Origin of the sequence: Streptomyces sp. NPDC050703 (assembly GCF_040654435.1) — a bacterium.
GTDB lineage: Bacteria > Actinomycetota > Actinomycetes > Streptomycetales > Streptomycetaceae > Streptomyces.
In genome coordinates, this window is sequence record NZ_JBFAHX010000012.1 from 119,029 (window position 1) to 135,302 (window position 16,274).

Genomic DNA, 16,274 nt, shown 5'->3' on the forward strand with positions numbered 1-16,274 from the left:
CTTCGCTCGTGCCGGTGTTGCCTGTACGGGCGTCACCCCTGCCGCGGTGAGCCCGATCCCTGTGTAGCCGGGCTCAGATTCCGCCGGCCTCTCTGCGGTGGATCTGCCCGACGAGCTCCGCGGCCACCGTCTTGATGGTGTCGAGCCCCGCCCTGCCCCAGCGGCGCGGCTCGACGTCGACGGCGCAGACGGTGCCGAGCGCCATCCCCGTGTGGTCGAGGAGGGGCGCGCCCAGGTAGGAGCGGATGCCGATCTCGTCGACGACGGGGTTGCCCGCGAAGCGCGGGAAGTCGCGGACGTCTTCGAGGACGAGGGCCTTGCGGCGCACCACCACGTGCGGGCAGTACCCGTGGTCGCGGGCCAGGTAGCGGCCCACCGCGCCGAAGGCCCGCCCGTCGACGGCGTGCAGGCCCGCGAAGAACTGCCGCTCCTCGTCGATGAAGTTGACCATCGCGTACGGTGCGCCGGTCAGCTCGGCGACCCGGGCCGCGAAGGCGTCGAGGGCCGGCTCGGCCCGTCCCCCGATGTCCAGGTCCCGCAGTCTGCGCACCCGTGCGGGGGCTTCCTTGTCGACGGGGGTGAGCAGGAGACGACCGGTCGGGTCGTGCATCACGTGTGGGCTCCGTAGCTGGGTGCCGGCGCATGGTCGAGCAGGTGTCTGACGAGGATCAGGAGGGTCTGGATGCCGGAGCTGGAGATCCGCGCGTCGCAGCGCACCACCGGCACCCGGGGGTCCAGGTCGATCGCGGAGCGCACCTCGTCGGGCTCGTAGCGGTGGGCGCCGTCGAATTCGTTGATGGCGACGATGAAGCCCAGGCCGCGCTGTTCGAAGAAGTCCACGGCGGCGAAGCAGTCCTCCAGGCGGCGGGTGTCGGCGAGCACGACCGCGCCGAGCGCGCCCGCCGACAGCTCGTCCCACATGAACCAGAACCGTTCCTGTCCCGGCGTACCGAAGAGGTACAGCACGTGCTCGGGGTCGAGCGTGATCCGTCCGAAGTCCATGGCGACGGTCGTGGTGGTCTTGTTCTCGACGCCCGACAGGTCGTCGGTGCCCTCGCTCACCGTCGTGAGCAGTTCCTCCGTGCTGAGCGGCGCGATCTCGCTGACCGCGCCCACGAAGGTCGTCTTGCCGACCCCGAATCCCCCGGCGACCAAGATCTTCAGCGCGGTGGGGAAGGGGTCAGAGCTGTCGTCGTAATCCATCGAGCACTGCCTCCAACAGGGAACGGTCAGTGGGGTTGTGGGAGAAGTCCGGGGCCTTCGTGGTGAGGGCCCCGCAGTCGAGGAGATCGCCGAGGATCACTTTGGTGACGACCGCGGGCAGCTTCAGCTGGGCCGCGATCTCGGCCACGGAGGTGGGTGCCTCGCACTGGCCGAGGGCCGCGGAATGCTCTGGTCCGAGGTAGCCGAGAGGGGTCGCCCCGGTGGCCATGACCTGGGAGAGCAGATCGAGTGGGGTGGTCGGTCTGGTCCGTCCGCCGCTGACGGTGTAGGGGCGGACGAGCCGCCCCGCCGCGTCGTCGAGCCAGGGCCCGTCATGCGGGGCCGCCACGGTCAGTGCCTCATCGGCGTGGGTTCGCCGACCGGCTGCCTCGGCGCGGTGACCAGGTAGGGGCGCACGCTCTTGACCAGCATCGCCATCTCGTAGCCGAGGACCGCCGCGTCGGCGTCCCTGCCCGCGAGCACGGCGAGACAGGTGCCGGAGCCCGCGGTGGAGACGAACAGGAGCGTGGAGTCCAGTTCCACGACGACCTGCCGGACGTCGCCGCCGTCGCCGAAGCGGATGCCCGCGCTGCGCCCGAGCGAGTAGAGGCCCGAGGCGAGGGCGGCCATGTGGTCGGCGCTGTCGGGGTCGAGGCCGTGCACCGACTTCACGAGTCCGTCGGAGGAGAGCAGGACGGCGCTGTGGGTGTGCGGTACACGCTGCACGAGGCCACTCATCAGCCAGTCGAGGTCGGATACATGACCGGTCGGCGCATCGCTCGCCATGGTGGATCGACTCCTTGGGGTACGGACGTACGAGGGTCTGCCGGGGCAGGGGCGGTGGGGGAAGGCTGGGCGGGAGCGGGGGGCGGTGGGGGGAAGAGGGACGGGTCTTCGGGCGTGTGGTGCTGGTCAGCCGCCGTGTCCGCGCCCGTCGGACGGGAGGCCGTTCCCGTGCTCCGGCGGGGTGGGATCGCGCGCGTCCTGCGCCTGGGCGAGGCCGATGCCGCGCTGGAAGGCGGCCATGAGGCCCGGGTCGTGGCCGACGACGTCGCCCTCGGGGCGCGGCGCCGGGGAGTCCCGCAGCTGCGGGGCGATGTGTTCCTGCGCCTTCCGCTTGGGCAGCTGCGGTCTGCCGACCCGGCCGCGCACCGCTCCGTTCAGCGGTGTGGGGAACGTGCCCGCGTGCTGGGCCACCGCCGCCCGGTCCTCCTGCCGGATGCCGGGGACGGCCTCGGCGGGGGTCGGCCGCTCCTGCCGGGCGCCGCGCACGGGCAGGGGCGCGGGCCCGTGGGAGGGGCCCGGCCGCGCCGCGGGCACGGTCGCGGGCGCCTCGGTCCGTGGCGGGAGCGGTACGGGTACCGCGCCGGTGCGGGGCCCGTCGGCCGGGAGGGGGGCGGAGGGTCGCGCAGCCGGGGCGCCGTCCGCGGCTGCCGTGCCCGCGTCCGTCCCACCGTCGGCCGCACCGGCCGCACCGGCCGTGCCCGAGGCGGTGGTCCCCTCCGCGGTCCCTCCGGCGGCGGCGCTCCCCCGTACGGCCGCACGGGCGCCGGGGCGCCCCTTGGCCGGTTCCGCCTCCGGCTCGTCGCCGAGGAGTTCCTGCGGCACGATCAGCACGGCCTGGACGCCGCCGTAGATGTTGGTCTGGAGCCGGACGGCCACGCCGTGCCTGCGGGCGAGCGCGGCGACCACGTAGAGCCCGATGCGGCCGTCCTGCAGGAGGCTCGCCACGTTCACCTGGTCGGGGTCGGCGAGCAGGCGGTTCATCTTGTTCTGCTCGGTGAGGGGCATGCCGAGCCCCCGGTCCTCGACCTCCACCGCGAGCCCGGCCGTCACGAGGTCGGCGCGGAGCAGGACCTGGGTGTGCGGGGCGGAGAACACCGTGGCGTTCTCGACGAGTTCGGCGAGCAGGTGGATGACGTCGGCGACGGCGTGCCCGCGCAGGGTGCCGGCGATGGGCGGCACCAGTTTGACGCGGGAGTACTGCTCGACCTCGGCGATGGCCGAGCGCATCACCTCGGTCGTGGAGACGGGGTGGCTCCACTGCCGGCGCGAGACGGCGCCGCCGAGGACGGCGAGGTTCTCGGCGTGCCTGCGGATGCGGGTGGCGAGGTGGTCGACGTGGAAGAGGCCCCTGAGCAGTTCGGGGTCCTCGACCTCGTGCTCCAACTCGTCGAGCAGGGAGATCTCGCGGTGCACCAGGGACTGCAGACGGCGCGCGAGGTTCACGAAGACCTCGACCTTCTGTTCGCTGCCCGCGTGGCTGGAGAGCTGCGACGCCCGCACCACGGCGCCGACCGCGGCGTCCTGCGCGCGGCTCAGCTCGTCGGCGAGCAGGTCGAACTCGTCGGCTCCCTGACGGGTCCTCGGCGGTGTGCCGCGCGTGGGCGGCGGCTCGCCCCTGCGCAGCTTCTCGACGACCTCCCGCAGCTCGCCCTGGCCCTTGGCCGTGGCGTGGCGCAGCGTGCCGATCCGGTCCCGTACGGTCTTCGCGGCGCGGTCGGCGGCCACGGCGGCGACCGCGATGCCGGTGAGGCCGACGAGCGCGGCGGCGCCGAGGACGGCGAGCAGGACGGGGCCGGGGGTCATCCCGGCCGAGCGCAGCGTGAACAGCACGGCCGCGCAGGCGCTGAGGCCCACGGCCACGGCGGGCAGGACCGCGATCCGCAGGAGCTGGGGCCTTATGTGGGCCTCGGGGAGTGCGGTGGCGGCACGGCTGCCGGGCTTGCCGTGCCGCCCGCCCTCTCGGCGGTCTGCGCGGGTGGCCGGTGCGCGTAGGTGCGACATCTGCGTCCTCGGTACGTTGCGACGGGGGTTCGGCGGGCGGCCCGACTCCTCAGGTGCGGCGGGTTCGCGGCAGCGCCGTGCCGGCCGGCAGGTCCGCGAGGCCATCGCCGCCCCGTGATCCCTACGTCGCCCGACGGCCACACACGGTAGTCGGCCGCGCGGCGGGTGCGGTGGGCGCTTGGGAAAGTCGGCGGGGCAGCGTCCCGCTCTGGTATGACGCCTCGTACAGGGGTCCGAATCGGGTCGTACGCGGGTCCGCATCGGGCCCGGGACGGCCGTCGGGCGGCAGGAAAACGCACGGGGGCGGGCGGCAGGAGGACCCCCAGGACGGGCGGCAGGAGGCCCCCGGGACTCCGCAGAGACAGCGAAGCGCCGCCCGCTCACGAGGAGCGGGCGGCGCTGTGGGCGTGGCCGGCGGGGGCAAGGCGCCCCGCCGCGGATCGGCGGGTCAGCCGACCGGCGCGGCCTCCGTGTCGCCGCTGTCCGCCGCCGTGGGCCGCGGCCCGGCCGCCGCCGGGGGCACCTCGGGCCAGCCGCCGGGCGGTACGGCGGCGACGCCGCGCCACCAGGGCGCGTCCGGCAGGGTCCGCGATCCGGGCTCGAAGGGCTGTCCGGGGCAGGGCAGGGCGATGGCGGCGCCCGCGCGGCGCGCCGCCGCGAGCGTGCCCTCGCCCGGCTCCGGCCAGGGGTGCGGCGCGAGGTTGAACGTCGCCCAGTGGATCGGCAGCAGCACGCCGTGCGGCCGCCCTCCCTGGAGGTCGAGGTGGGCCCGCAGCCCCTCGTCGGGGGTCATGTGGATGTCGGGCCAGAACTCCGAGTAGGCGCCGATCTGGATCATCGTGACGTCGAAGGGGCCGTACTCGGCGCCGATGTCGCGGAAGCCGGCGAAGTACCCCGTGTCCCCGCTGTGGAAGACGCGGTGGCCCTGCCCCGCGACCACCCAGGACGCCCAGAGCGTGTGCTGCTGGTTGCGCAGGCCGCGGCCGCAGAAGTGGCGCGCGGGCGTGGCCGTCAGCGTCAGGCCCGCGACCTCGGCCGACTCGTGCCAGTCCAGCTCGCGGAGCCGGTCGGCGGGCACGCCCCAGCGCTCCAGGTGGGCGCCGACGCCGAGCGGTACGGCGAAGACGGTGCCGGTGCCGACCAGGGCCTTGATCGTGGGCAGGTCCAGGTGGTCGTAGTGGTCGTGCGAGATGACGACCACGTCGACCGGGCCGAGCGCTTCGAGGGGCACGGGTACGGGGTGCAGGCGCCTGGGCCCCGCGAAGGAGAACGGCGAGCACCGCTCGCCCCACACCGGGTCGAACAGGACGCGGCGCCCGTCGATCTCGGCGAGCACGCTCGAATGCCCCATCCAGGTGATCCGCAGTCCGTCGGCGGGCGGCTTGGCGAGGTCGGCGAGCGTGGTGGAGTGCACGGGGACCGTGCCCGCGGGGCCGCGGCGGAGCCGCTCCTCCCTGCGGAAGTAGATCTTCGCGAACTCCAGGGTGGAACCGGACGGCCTGGTCCGCGCCCCCACGGGGTTCTGGAACGACCCTTCGGCCACGGAGAAGTTCGGCGACCGGCGGATTCGCGCCAGCCGCGCGCCCGCCGGGTCCGCACCGAAGGCGAGGGACCGCAGCGAGCGGAGCCCGGGAATCAGGGACCGTGACACGGGACCTCCTGAAGGGGATGGATGGGCCTTTCCATTATGTCCGCCGGCCGCGCCGCCACATCGCCGAGCCCCCGGCTCCCGGGCCCGGCGCGGGCGCCTCGTCAGAGGGGCAGCAGGTCGGGGCGCTTGGCGGCCACGTGGTCGCCGGAGCTCTCGCCGCGGATGCGCCGGCCGATCCACGGCACCAGGTACTCGCGCGCCCAGTGGATGTCGTCGCGCCGCAGGTCGAGCGCGCCGCGCGGCGGCAGCGGCGGCCACACCTGGTCGGGGTCGGCGGGCACCGCGAGGCCGAGCACCTGGCCGGCCCGCAGCGCCACGCGCGTGTGCCCCTCCGCCGAGAGGTGCAGCCGGTCGCCGTCCCAGGCACGCCGGTCCTGGACGGTCTTGAGGGACCACAGGTCGAGGACGGGGCAGCCGTAGCGGTCGGCGATCGCGCGGACGTGCATGTTGTACGTGGCGATCTTGCCGCGCAGGTGCTTGAGCACCGCGACGCCGCGGGTGTCGAAGCCGGTGGTCACCATGACCGTGCCGACGGACGACGTGAGGTCGGCGACGGCGCGCTCGAAGCGCTCGGCGACCTCGTCGGGGTCGGTGCCGGGGCGGATGATGTCGTTGCCGCCCGCGCAGAAGGTCACCAGGTCGGGTGAGAGCTCCTTGGCGCGGGGCACCTGGTCCTCGACGATCTGGTCGAGGAGCTTCCCGCGCACGGCGAGGTTGGCGTACCGGAAGGTGTGCTCGGGCACCCGGTCGTCGAGCAGGACCGCGAGGCGGTCGGCCCACCCGACGAACGTGCCGTCGGGGCCGGGGTCGCCCACTCCTTCGGTGAAGCTGTCGCCGACGGCCGCGTAGGAGGTGAAGACGGTGTGGTTGAGGGGGCGGGGGATGAAGGTTGTCGACTCTGCGCTCACGGGGTCACATACTTCACCTTGCTAAGTGACCTACGCCACCGTAGGGAGGGGTTGACGGGGCGTGAGATAACCCACCGGTCAAGATTCGTCCAAGGCCGGAATAAATGCCGTCCCGTGGCACCTCCGCAGCCGGGACACCGCCGCGTCCAGATCGCCCGTGAGCCCGGTCCGCGGCCCCCGGTGCGGCAGCACCGCTCTGGTAGAGGTGGCCGAGCCGCACGGTCGGCCTGATCTCCTTGTAGAGGTCGACCCAGTCGCGGGCTCCGGCGAGTTCGGCCTCGCTCCCCGGGTGAGGTCGCCCCCGACGTCGAGTACCCCGGCCATCGCGCCGACGAACCGGAGGCGCGGCGAGCTGACGCGGCCGTCGACCCGGCCGCCGAACCACGCGTCGTCGACGACGAACAGCTCGACGCCGGGCCCTGCCGCCCGGTGCGCCGGGGCCCGCTGCCGCTCCTCGGCGACCTCGACCATCGGACCCCCGCAGAGTCTCGCCGCGAACCGGACGGGAAGACGCGCATACGCACATCGTCGGGGCCCCAGTGCGCCTCGGGCAACCGCCGCGCGAGGGTGATTGCCCGAGGAACCCATGTCGTATCGTCGAAGGCGCATTCACCGGCGAGCGACGCCGGCGGCAGAGCCCGAGGAGAGTTCGTGACGCAGCAGGTCCCGTCCACAGAGCCCGAGCTGGCCGGCGTGCGCAACTTCCGTGACGTGGGCGGGCTGCCGACCGCGGACGGCCGCCGGGTCCGCGCGGGGCGGCTGTTCCGCAGCGGGCACCTCGCGCACGCCACCGAGGCCGACACCGCCTTCCTGTCCTCGCTGGGCCTGCACACGGTCTTCGACTTCCGCAACGCGGCCGACCAGCGCCTCGAAGGCCCTGACGTGGCGCTGCCCGGCGTGCGGAACGTGAACCTGCCGCTGAGCGACCCGGCCGACGGCGCGGAGTTCTGGGAGATGGTCCGCGACGGCGACCTCGACCAGCTCCGCTCGATCCTCGCCGACGGCAAGGGCGCCGAACGGATGACGGCCTCGTACCGGATGATCATCAAGGACCGCACCGCCGAGCACAGCAGGGTGCTGCACGCGCTGGCCGACGACAGCGTGCCCGCGCTGATGCACTGCGCCGCGGGCAAGGACCGCGCCGGGCTCTCCATAGCGGTGACGCTGCTGGCCGTCGGGGTGGAGCGGGACGCCATCGAGGCGGACTACCTGGAGTCGAACGCGGCGCACAGGCGCTACCGGGTGCGGCGTTCGAGCGCCGTCCCGAACGCGATGTCCCCCGAGGTCATGGAGTTGCTCAACCCGCTCTTCGACGCCCGCGCCGAGTATCTGGCCGCCGCGTTCGAGACGATCGAGCGGACCTGGGGCGGCACGGACGCCTACCTCGCCGAGGGCCTGAAGCTCTCCCCCGAGACCCGCGAGCGGCTGCGCGAGCGCCTGCTCGACTAGGACCGCCGGCCGCCCTGGCGGCCTACTGGTTCTGCGCCCCCAGCTCGAACAGCAGGTAGATGAAGGCCGCGAAGATGTGGCCGACGGCGACGTAGATGATCAGGCGTATCCACAGGGCGCGGGGGAACTTCTCCTCCATGTCCTTGGACCGCCGCTCGGGCTGTGCGGAACCCTGCGGTTCGAGGTCACTCATGCCGGCTCTCCCGGGGTGGGGCCGCCCAGGCACACCGCGGTGGCGGGGCTCTGCAGCAGCGTGTGGACGAAGAGGAGATCGGCGCCGTCCTGATCGGCGGCGGCGATGCGGTGCGGGGTCAGCGAGTCGAAGTGCGCGCCGTCCCCCGGCGCGAGGATGTGCGTGGCGTCGCCCAGGCGCAGCCGCAGCCGCCCCTTCAGGACGTGCAGCCACTCCTCGCCGGGGTGGACGCGGACGATGTCGCCCTGCGCGCCGTGCGGCACGTGGACGCGCAGGGCCTGCATGGAGCGGCTGCGGGCGCCCGCCTGCCAGTAGGTCCAGCCGCCGGCCCTGGTGGGTTCCATGTCCGCCGCGCGGATCACGGAGTCGTGGTCGGCCACGGTCTCGCCGAGGAGTTCGGAGACCGTCGTACCGTAGATGCGGGCGAGTGCGAGCAGCATCGGCAGCGACGGCTGGCGCTGCCCGGTCTCCAGGCGGGAGAGGTGGGCGGGCGAGAGCCCGGCGGTGCGGGCGGCGGCCTCCAGGGTGAGCTGGGCGCGGCGCCGCAGCTCACGCAGTTGCGGCGCGACGGCGGGCAGCGCCTCGGCCGCTTCCGGCGCCTCGGCGGGCTCGGGGGTGCTCATACCTTGATTGAGCCAGAGCTTTGCCTCGCAGGCAACTTTCTTGCCCCAGAGGCAAAGCGGGGCGAAGCCGGGGGCAAGGCCAGGGCGAAGCCGGGGGCAAAGCCCTCCGGAAGCCGCTCGCGGCGGTGCGCCCGCCAGCGGTTCGCAGCGGTGCGCCCCTAGCGGTTCGCGACCGCCTGTTTCACCAGTGTCCTGCCGAAGTCCCACATCAGCCCGCCCCCGCTGTGCGCCTCGTCCATCACGGCGGTGAAGGCCCCCACGAAGCGGTCGACCTCCTTCTCCCCCACGGTCAGCGGCGGGATCAGCTTGATGACCTCCAGGTGGTCGCCGGAGACCTGGGTGAGGATGCGGTGCTTCCGCAGCAGCGGCACGACCACCATCTGCGCGAAGAGGCCCTTGCGCGCGGCCTGCAGCATCGTCCAGCGCCCGCGCAGCTTCAGCGACCTGGGGCGCCCGAACTCGATGCCGATCATCAGGCCGCGGCCCCGCACCTCGTGCAGCAGCTCGTAGCGGTCGACGAGCGCGGCGAGGCGGGACTTCAGGAGTTCCCCCGTCACGCGGGCGTTCTCCACGGTCCCCTCGTCCTCCATGACGGCGAGGACCGCGAGCCCGGCGGCCATGGCCTGCGCGTTGGAGCCGAAGCTCGCCGAGTGCACGAGCACGCGGTCCATGGAGGAGTAGACCTTCTTGAAGATCCAGTCCTTGCCGAGCGTGGCGCCGACCGGCACATAGCCGCCCGACAGCGCCTTGGCGACACAGACCAGGTCCGGCTCGACGCCCTCCTCGTGCTGGTAGGCGTAGAACCGGCCGGTCCTGCCGAGGCCGGTCTGCACCTCGTCGGCGATCAGGAGCGCCCTGTGGCGGTGCAGCAGCTCCTGGGCGGCGCGCAGATAGCCGGGCGGGGGCTCCAGGACGCCCTTGCCCTGGACGGGCTCGACGATGAGCCCGGCCACGTCGCCCTTCTCCAGCTCCTTCGCCAGCGCGTCGAGGTCGCCGAGCGGGACGGCCGTGTCGGGCAGCAGCGGCGCGAAGCCGTCCCTGAAGCCGCTCTCGCCGTTGACGGAGAGCGAGCCGGTGGTCAGCCCGTGGAAGGCGTGGGAGCAGTAGAGGACCCGCGGCTTGCCCGTGGCGTACCGGGCGAACTTCAGGGCGGTCTCGACGGCCTCCGTGCCGCTGTTGCCGAAGAACACCCGGTCCAGGTGCGGGCTGTGGGTGAGGAGCCGCTCGGCGAGCAGCCCCGGCAGCGGCTGGCAGTCGAAGCGGGTGAGGTCGGCGAGCGAGGCGTCCAGGACGTCGTGGAGCGCCTTGCGGACCACGGGGTGGTGCCTGCCGAGGCCCATCACGCCGAAGCCGGCCAGCATGTCGAGGTAGTCGTCGCCCTCGGCGTCCCAGAAGTACGCGCCCTCGGCCCGCTCGTAGACCTTGTCGAAGCCGATGGTGTGCAGCATGCGCGGCAGCTGGTGGTTGAGGTGCCTCGCGTGCAGCTCGTACCGCTCGGCGCCCCGCTCGGCCAGGAGCCTGCCGAGGTCGAACTCCTTGGTCATGCGCTGTACTCCTTGCCGCTGTGCTCCGTGTCCGTCTCCCGTCCTTCGGCTCCCGCCCCGTCCTTGCGGGCCAGCGTGGCGCTGATCCGGCCCGCGATCTCGACCGGCGTGAGGCCGAGGTCCGCCAGGACCTCGCCGCGCTTGGCGTGCGCGAGGAACTGCTCCGGGATGCCGAACCGCCGTACGGGTACGTCGACCTCGGCGTCGCCGAGCGCGAGCGCGACCGCGGCGCCGACGCCCGAGGCGCGGCTGTTGTCCTCGACCACGGCCACGACGCGGTGGCGGGCGGCGAGGCCGGGCAGCTCCGGGTCGACCGGCTTGACCCAGCGGGGGTCGACGACGGTGCAGCGAAGGCCGCGCTCCCGCAGCAGCTCGGCGGCCTGGAGGCAGACCGGCGCCATCACGCCGACGGCGACGAGCAGCACGTCGGCGCCGGCTCCGGCATCCGCGCCGGTGCCGGTGCCGGTGCCGGTGGACTGGAGCAGCACGTCCAGGCCGCCGAGCCGGTCCACCGCCGGGATCGCGGGGCCCACGGACTCCTTGGGGAAGCGGATGAGGGTGGGCGCGTCGTCCACCGCGACGGCCTCCCTGAGCTGGGCGCGGAGCTGGTCGGCGTCGCGCGGCGCGGCGATCCGCAGGCCGGGCACGACCTGGAGGATCGACAGGTCCCACATGCCGTTGTGCGAGGCCCCGTCCACCCCGGTGATCCCGGCGCGGTCGAGGACGAAGGTGACCCCGCACCGGTGCAGCGCGACGTCCATCAGGAGCTGGTCGAAGGCGCGGTTGAGGAAGGTCGCGTAGACCGCGACGACCGGGTGGAGGCCGCCCGTGGCGAGACCGGCCGCCGACACCGCGGCGTGCTGCTCGGCGATGCCCACGTCCCAGACCCGGTCGGGGTGGGCCGCGGCGAACTCGGCGAGGCCGACCGGGCCCAGCATGGCGGCGGTGATGGCGACGACGTCCTCGCGCTCGGCGCCGATGCGCACGATCTCGTCGCCGAACACCGAGGTCCAGGACGGGCCGTTGGAGGGTGCCAGCGGCTCGCAGGTGAGCGGGTCCATGACGCCGACGGTGTGGAAGCGGTCGGCCTCGTCCGCGAGCGCGGGTTCGTATCCGCGGCCCTTCTCGGTGAGGCAGTGCACGAGGACCGGGCCGTGGAAGCGTTTGGCGCGTCGCAGCGCCGACTCGACGGCGCCTGTGTCGTGGCCGTCGATCGGACCCACGTACTTCAGCCCCAGGTCCTCGAACATGCCCTGCGGCGCGAAGGCGTCCTTGAAGCCCTTCTTGGCGCCGTGCAGGGACTCGTACAGGGTCTGCCCCACCAGGGGGGTGCGCTGGAGGATGTCCTTGCCCCAGGCAAGGACCCTTTCGTAGCTGTCGGTGGTGCGCAGTGTGGCGAGGTGGTCGGCGAGGCCGCCGATGGTGGGGGCGTAGGAGCGTTCGTTGTCGTTGACGACGATGATCAGCGGCCGGTTCTTCGCCGCCGCGATGTTGTTCAGCGCCTCCCACGCCATGCCGCCGGTGAGCGCGCCGTCCCCGATGACGGCGACCACGTGGCCCCGCTCGCCGAGTACCTGGCGCGCCTTGGCGAGGCCGTCGGCCCAGCCGAGCGCGGTCGAGGCGTGGCTGTTCTCGACGATGTCGTGCTCGGACTCCTCGCGCGAGGGGTAGCCCGAGAGGCCGCCCTTGCCGCGCAGCTTGGAGAAGTCCTGGCGCCCCGTCAGGAGTTTGTGCACGTAGCTCTGGTGTCCGGTGTCCCAGACGATGCGGTCGACGGGCGACTCGAAGACCCGGTGCAGGGCGATCGAGAGCTCCACCACCCCCAGGTTGGGCCCGAGGTGGCCGCCGGTCCTCGCGACCGCGTGCACCAGGAACTCGCGGACCTCCTCCGACAGTGTGTCGAGTTCGGCCTCGGTCAGCGCCTTGAGATCGCGCGGCCCCCGGATGGTGTCGAGAATCGTCATGCTCGGGCCCCCTCTCTGCCAGTTCTCGGCTCTGCTCGGCTCCGCCGCTCAGCGGCTCTGCTCGGCGGCCCTGCTCTGCTCAGCTCAGCTCAGCTCACGGTGACGTTGCCCGGGGCGACCACCGCCGCCCCGCCCCGCCTCGACGCGCCGCGGGACGCGACGCTGCGGGACGGGCCGGACCGGCGGCTCGGGAAGGCCCGGGGAAACGGGCTCTCCAGGGGTCACGGCCGTCACCCGCGGTTTCCCGAGACCGTCTCACGGGCGGCGCGGAGGGACTCCTTGAGCGAGCCCATCGTGGCGAGGACGGCGGTCGGTTCGTAGCCGCAGTGCGCCATGCAGTTGGCGCAGCGCGGGTCCTTGCCGCGGCCGTACTTCTCCCAGTCGGTCTCCTCGATCAGTTCGCGGTACGTGGGGACGTACCCGTCGCTCATCAGGTAGCAGGGGCGCTGCCAGCCGAAGAGGGAGTAGTTGGGGATCGCCCACGCGGTGCACGGGAAGTCCGCCTTGCCCTCCAGGAAGTCGAGGAAGAGCGGCGAGTGGTTCAGCCGCCAGCGCCGGCGGTTGCCGCCCGCGAAGGCCTTCTTGAACAGCTCGCGGGTCTGCTCGACGCCCAGGAAGTGCTCCTGGTCGGGGGCCTTCTCGTAGGCGTAGGCGGGCGACAGCATCATCTCGTCGACCTGGAGGTCGTCATTGAGGAAATTGAGGACCTCGATGATGGTCTGCGGGGTGTCGGTGTTGAAGAACGTCGAATTGGTGGTGACACGGAAACCGCGCCGTTTGGCCTCCTTGATGGCCTCCACCGCCTCGTCGAACACGCCCTCCTTCGCCACCGACTCGTCGTGCCGCTCGCGCATGCCGTCGATGTGCACGGCGAACGCGAAATACGGCGATGGCGTGAACTTGTCCATCTTCTTGCGCATCAGCATGGCGTTGGTGCAGAGGAAGACGTACTTCTTCCTGGCCACCAACTGGCGCACGATCTCGTCGATCTGCGGGTGCATCAGCGGCTCGCCGCCGGCGATGGACACCATCGGCGCGCCGGATTCGAGGACGGCGCCCACGGCCTGGGCCACGGGCATGCGCTGCTTGAGCACCCCGGCCGGGTGCTGGATCTTCCCGCAGCCCTCGCACTTGAGATTGCACGCGAAAAGCGGTTCCAACTCGACGATCAACGGAAACTTGTCACGCTTTCGAAGCTTCTGCTCGGCAAGATACGTCGCCACCTTGATGGACTGGCGCAGCGGCATGGCCATCTGGCTCACCTCCGGGGGAGCAAAGAAGAACGGTGCCATTCGAAGAAAGCGGGAAGCACGGCACGGAGAACGCGGAAAGCCGATATTCCACCGCGTACCGTGCCGATGCGGACGAGTTCGTGCTGTGGGGTGTCCACGACCACCCGGACGGCGGCAACGGGCCGCTGTCCGGCGCGGACGGCGCCGCGCAGCGTCGCCGCGGACTCCATGTCCACGGCGATGGCCCCCGCGGCGCGGAGCCGGCCGCGTTCGGGGCCGCGGACCACGTGGTCGGAGCCGATGAGCGGACCGGTGTGCACGGCCCGCCGGGGCAGGGCCCTGCCCAGCTCCTCGACCAGCAGCTCGGTGCCCGTGCACGGCGTGGCGCCGTGCGCGTCCCTGGTCTGGTCGGCGACGACGAGGTCACCCGGGTGCATCCCGGGCGTGAGCCCCGCGCAGAAGCCGGTGGCCACCACCGCCGCGCCGCGCAGGGGCCCCTCGCCGAGCGCCCCGGCGACGGCGCGCTCGGCGTTGGCGGGGCCCATGCCGGTGCGGAGCACGGTCATGGCGTCCGGGGCGCCGCCGCGGTCGCCCGTGCGCAGGGCGAACCTCTCGATGCCGAGCGCGCAGGCGATCAGCAGCGGTGCGGTGCCCGCCCCGCGGGCCGGGGCGCCCGCCATCAGCTTCCCTTGCCGGTGCGGGCCGAGCCGGCCGGGAACGGCTCGCCGTTGACGTACCTGCCGAGGGCGGTGAGCGGGAACACCTGGCGGTAGAGGTGGTAGTTGATGGAGAAGTCCCAGGGGAAGCCGGTGCCGGTGAAGTACGGCTCGTCCCAGGAGCCGTCGGGCCGCTGGGTCCCGGCGAGCCAGGCGATGCCGCGCTCCACGGAGGGCGCCTCGCGCTCCCCCGCCGCGAGCAGGGTGAGCAGCGCCCACGCGGTCTGCGACGCGGTGGACGTGCCGTGTCCCACCCAGCCGCGGTCGCGGTAGGAGCGCAGGTCCTCGCCCCAGCCGCCGTCGTCGTTCTGCACCGACTCCACCCAGCGCACCGCGCGGCGGATCGCGGCGTGCGACGCGGGAAGCCCCGCCGTGATCAGCGCGGGCACCACCGAGCCCGTGCCGTAGAGGTAGTTGACGCCCCAGCGGCCGAACCAGGCGCCGTTGTCCTCCTGCTCGGCGAGGAGCCATTCGATGCCGCGCCGGGTGTGCGGGGCGTGGGACTCGCCCTCGACGGCGAGCATCTCGACCACGTGCCCGGTGACGTCGGCGGACGGCGGGTCGATGACCTCGCCGAAGTCGCAGAACGGCAGCCGGTTGGGGAAGGGGCTGGTGTTGTCGGCGTCGAAGGCGGCCCAGGCGCCGTTCCTCGACTGCATGCCGAGGGTCCAGCGCACCCCGCGCGCGATGGCGTTCTCCACCCGGTCCTTGTCGGGGTGGGCCACCCGGCGCAGTGCGAGGGCCACCTCCGCGGTGTCGTCGATGTCGGGGTAGTTGTCGTTGTGGAACTCGAACGCCCAGCCGCCGGGCGCCAGTCGGGGCTTGCGCACCGCCCAGTCGCCGGGGCGCACGATCTCCTCGCCCAGCATCCAGTCCGCCGCCCTGACGAGCTGCGGGTGGTCGGCGGGCAGTCCGGCGTCCGCGAGCGCGATCGTGGCCAGGCAGGTGTCCCACACGGGCGACTGGCAGGCCTCGATCATCCGGGCGCCGTCCTCGCGCCACACGGCGAACCGGTCGAGCGAGGCGAGCCCCGCCTTCAGGACGGGGTGTTCGAGGTCGTAGCCGAGCAGGTGCAGCGCGATGATCGAGTAGACGGCGGGCGGCTGGATGCCGCCCCAGCAGCCGTCGTTCTCCTGGCGCTCGATGATCCAGCGGGCGGCGCTGTTCATCGCCGCCCTGCGCAGCCCGCGCGGCGCGACCCGGTGGTAGACGTGCAGCGCCTTGTCGAGCCGTTCGAAGAGGCCGTCCCAGCTCGTCGCGGGGGCCAGGGGCTTGGCGGGGCACGGGACGCGCGGGTCGACGTGCAGTTCGTCGAGGGCGAAGGGCGCGGGGCGCACCGGGCGCTTGGCGGAGACGATGGTGAGCGGCACGATGGTCTGCCGCGCCCAGCAGCCGAAGTCGTAGATGTTGAGCGGGACCCAGGGCGGGAAGTAGATGAGCTCCGGCGGGAGTTCGGGCAGGTCGTCCCAGCTCCACCAGCCGAAGAGGGCGAGCCAGATGCGGGTGAAGACCCTGCTCTCCGCGATGCCGCCCCGGTCCCTGATCCACTCGGCGGCCCTGGCCATGTGCGGCTCGTCGGGCCCGTCGCCCGCCAGGCGCAGCGCGACGTACGCCTCGATGGTGGCGGAGAGCTCTCCGGGGCCGCCGAAGAAGGTGGCCCAGGTGCCGTCCTCGCGCTGCTCGCCGCGGATGAACAGCGCGGCGGCGCGCGTGGTCCGCTCGTCCCCGATGCCGAGGAACTGCCGCAGGAGGAGGTCCTCGGCGTCCATGGTCACGTTGGTTTCGAGGTCGCCCTTCCACCAGCCCTCGGCGTCCTGCCGGGACAGCAGGAAGTCGGTGGAGCGCTGTATGGCCCGGGCGGCGACGTCCCTGGTCCCGGCCGTCGGCGGCGTCGCGGCGGGGGCGTCGATGGAATGGCTGGCCGAGGCTGCGCGGGGCGTCACCGCTCCGGTGCTTCCGTCGGTCGTCGCTGTCATGGCTTCCCCTTCGTGCAGTGCGGTGCTT

General features: G+C 73.0%; 15 protein-coding genes and 1 pseudogene. 1 reads left to right on the plus strand and 15 read right to left on the minus strand.

Annotated features, from left to right (window positions below; translation table 11 throughout):
• Positions 1–73: 73 nt before the first annotated feature.
• The 8 genes and pseudogenes from AB0I16_RS14310 to AB0I16_RS14345 form a co-directional block, all read right to left on the minus strand.
• Positions 74–613: a GAF domain-containing protein gene (locus tag AB0I16_RS14310; protein ID WP_363249662.1), complete on the minus strand. Its 540-nt coding sequence runs from the start codon at positions 611–613 to the stop codon at positions 74–76.
• On the minus strand, positions 610–1,203 hold the full coding sequence (locus AB0I16_RS14315; protein ID WP_363249663.1) for an ATP/GTP-binding protein: 594 nt from the start codon (positions 1,201–1,203) through the stop codon (positions 610–612). The genes AB0I16_RS14310 and AB0I16_RS14315 overlap by 4 nt, the downstream gene beginning before the upstream one ends.
• A complete protein-coding gene (locus AB0I16_RS14320; RefSeq protein WP_363249664.1) occupies positions 1,181–1,552 on the minus strand; it encodes a DUF742 domain-containing protein in 372 nt (123 codons plus the stop codon). The genes AB0I16_RS14315 and AB0I16_RS14320 overlap by 23 nt, the downstream gene beginning before the upstream one ends.
• Positions 1,553–1,554: 2 nt before the next feature.
• Positions 1,555–1,989 (minus strand): roadblock/LC7 domain-containing protein, encoded by a 435-nt coding sequence (locus AB0I16_RS14325; RefSeq protein WP_363249665.1) that lies wholly within the window; start codon positions 1,987–1,989, stop codon positions 1,555–1,557.
• A gap of 126 nt (positions 1,990–2,115) precedes the next feature.
• Positions 2,116–3,990, minus strand: coding sequence for an ATP-binding protein (locus tag AB0I16_RS14330; RefSeq protein WP_363249666.1), 1,875 nt, complete (start codon positions 3,988–3,990; stop codon positions 2,116–2,118).
• A 448-nt stretch (positions 3,991–4,438) separates the two neighbouring features.
• Entirely contained in the window at positions 4,439–5,641 is a 1,203-nt protein-coding gene (locus tag AB0I16_RS14335) for an MBL fold metallo-hydrolase (protein WP_363249667.1), read from the minus strand.
• A 101-nt stretch (positions 5,642–5,742) separates the two neighbouring features.
• Positions 5,743–6,549, minus strand: coding sequence for an SGNH/GDSL hydrolase family protein (locus AB0I16_RS14340; RefSeq protein WP_363249668.1), 807 nt, complete (start codon positions 6,547–6,549; stop codon positions 5,743–5,745).
• Between the two features lie 78 nt (positions 6,550–6,627).
• A pseudogene (locus AB0I16_RS14345) lies at positions 6,628–6,921 on the minus strand (alpha-galactosidase); the annotation flags it as partial.
• Positions 6,922–7,200: 279 nt separating this feature from the next.
• Here AB0I16_RS14345 and AB0I16_RS14350 point away from each other — a divergent pair.
• Positions 7,201–7,998, plus strand: coding sequence for a tyrosine-protein phosphatase (locus AB0I16_RS14350; RefSeq protein ID WP_363249669.1), 798 nt, complete (start codon positions 7,201–7,203; stop codon positions 7,996–7,998).
• A 22-nt stretch (positions 7,999–8,020) separates the two neighbouring features.
• On the opposite strand, the gene AB0I16_RS14355 is transcribed toward AB0I16_RS14350, so the two are convergent.
• The 7 genes from AB0I16_RS14355 to shc all read right to left on the minus strand — a co-directional run bounded on the left by AB0I16_RS14355 (position 8,021) and on the right by shc (position 16,246).
• A complete protein-coding gene (locus AB0I16_RS14355; RefSeq protein ID WP_062781807.1) occupies positions 8,021–8,137 on the minus strand; it encodes a DUF6126 family protein in 117 nt (38 codons plus the stop codon).
• A 50-nt stretch (positions 8,138–8,187) separates the two neighbouring features.
• The gene (locus AB0I16_RS14360; protein ID WP_363249670.1) at positions 8,188–8,814 is read right to left on the minus strand and encodes an XRE family transcriptional regulator; all 627 of its coding nucleotides are present in this window, start codon (positions 8,812–8,814) and stop codon (positions 8,188–8,190) included.
• Positions 8,815–8,972: 158 nt separating this feature from the next.
• Positions 8,973–10,358 carry an aspartate aminotransferase family protein gene (locus AB0I16_RS14365; RefSeq protein ID WP_363249672.1) on the minus strand — a complete coding sequence of 462 codons (1,386 nt, stop codon included), beginning with the start codon at positions 10,356–10,358 and terminating at the stop codon, positions 8,973–8,975.
• On the minus strand, positions 10,355–12,322 hold the full coding sequence (gene dxs / locus AB0I16_RS14370; protein ID WP_363249673.1) for a 1-deoxy-D-xylulose-5-phosphate synthase: 1,968 nt from the start codon (positions 12,320–12,322) through the stop codon (positions 10,355–10,357). Before dxs ends, AB0I16_RS14365 begins: the two co-directional genes overlap by 4 nt.
• Before the next feature lie 230 nt (positions 12,323–12,552).
• On the minus strand, positions 12,553–13,575 hold the full coding sequence (gene hpnH, locus AB0I16_RS14375; RefSeq protein ID WP_363249674.1) for an adenosyl-hopene transferase HpnH: 1,023 nt from the start codon (positions 13,573–13,575) through the stop codon (positions 12,553–12,555).
• Positions 13,576–13,580: 5 nt separating this feature from the next.
• Positions 13,581–14,234, minus strand: coding sequence for a 1-hydroxy-2-methyl-2-butenyl 4-diphosphate reductase (locus tag AB0I16_RS14380; RefSeq protein ID WP_363249675.1), 654 nt, complete (start codon positions 14,232–14,234; stop codon positions 13,581–13,583).
• A complete protein-coding gene (gene shc, locus AB0I16_RS14385) occupies positions 14,234–16,246 on the minus strand; it encodes a squalene--hopene cyclase (protein WP_363249676.1) in 2,013 nt (670 codons plus the stop codon). The genes AB0I16_RS14380 and shc overlap by 1 nt, the downstream gene beginning before the upstream one ends.
• Between the last annotated feature and the right edge of the window lie 28 nt (positions 16,247–16,274).

Bases quoted from the DNA above. Each gene is read 5' to 3' on its own strand.
- AB0I16_RS14315 (WP_363249663.1), bottom strand. From the start codon at position 1,203: ATGGATTACGACGACAGCTCTGACCCCTTCCCCACCGCGCTGAAGATC.
- AB0I16_RS14325 (WP_363249665.1), bottom strand. From the start codon at position 1,989: ATGGCGAGCGATGCGCCGACCGGTCATGTATCCGACCTCGACTGGCTG.
- AB0I16_RS14330 (WP_363249666.1), bottom strand. From the start codon at position 3,990: ATGTCGCACCTACGCGCACCGGCCACCCGCGCAGACCGCCGAGAGGGC.
- AB0I16_RS14355 (WP_062781807.1), bottom strand. From the start codon at position 8,137: ATGGAGGAGAAGTTCCCCCGCGCCCTGTGGATACGCCTGATCATCTAC.
- AB0I16_RS14360 (WP_363249670.1), bottom strand. From the start codon at position 8,814: ATGAGCACCCCCGAGCCCGCCGAGGCGCCGGAAGCGGCCGAGGCGCTG.
- AB0I16_RS14365 (WP_363249672.1), bottom strand. From the start codon at position 10,358: ATGACCAAGGAGTTCGACCTCGGCAGGCTCCTGGCCGAGCGGGGCGCC.
- dxs (WP_363249673.1), bottom strand. From the start codon at position 12,322: ATGACGATTCTCGACACCATCCGGGGGCCGCGCGATCTCAAGGCGCTG.
- hpnH (WP_363249674.1), bottom strand. From the start codon at position 13,575: ATGGCCATGCCGCTGCGCCAGTCCATCAAGGTGGCGACGTATCTTGCC.
- AB0I16_RS14380 (WP_363249675.1), bottom strand. From the start codon at position 14,234: ATGGCGGGCGCCCCGGCCCGCGGGGCGGGCACCGCACCGCTGCTGATC.
- shc (WP_363249676.1), bottom strand. From the start codon at position 16,246: ATGACAGCGACGACCGACGGAAGCACCGGAGCGGTGACGCCCCGCGCA.